Source organism: Blautia sp. CAG:257 (genome assembly GCF_000433815.1).
Lineage (GTDB): Bacteria > Bacillota > Clostridia > Lachnospirales > Lachnospiraceae > Blautia_A > Blautia_A caecimuris.
On sequence record NZ_HF999016.1, the window covers coordinates 7494 to 7964 of the forward strand.

Sequence of the window (471 nt, forward strand, 5' to 3'; positions counted from 1 at the left end):
TTGTCAACCAGCCGTATGCTCTGGTATAATAAATTATGTAACATTTACACAGATACTGTCAAAAGACTATTTATAAAAACAAGGAGGAACTATGGATCAACAAACTCAGGAGAGCAGCCAGGAGCAGATTACTGCTTCCGAAAACATCTCTCCCATCAAAAAGAAAAAGAAGAAAAAAGGGCTGATCATTTTTCTTGTAGTCCTGCTGGTTGCCGCTGCCGCAGGCGCAGGCTGTTACTTTATGGAACGCCAGAAGCCTGTCTCCACAGTCAAATCATTCCTGGAGCATGTGCGTACTATGAATTTTGAGGGAATGAAATCCCTGCTTCAGAGCAATGACATGTCCGCTCTCGACAACGCAGATATTACAAATGAAGCTTACCACGCATTTTTCCAGGGCGTCAATCAGAAAATGACCTATGAGATCAAAAAAACAGATTTCAGCCTTGCCAACGGAACTGCCACTGTCAC

Annotated in this window: 1 pseudogene; it reads left to right on the plus strand. The window is 43.1% G+C overall.

The features are described 5' to 3' along the window. Positions 1-91 precede the first annotated feature (91 nt). Positions 92-471: pseudogene (locus QVP40_RS03500) on the plus strand (DUF5067 domain-containing protein); the annotation flags it as partial.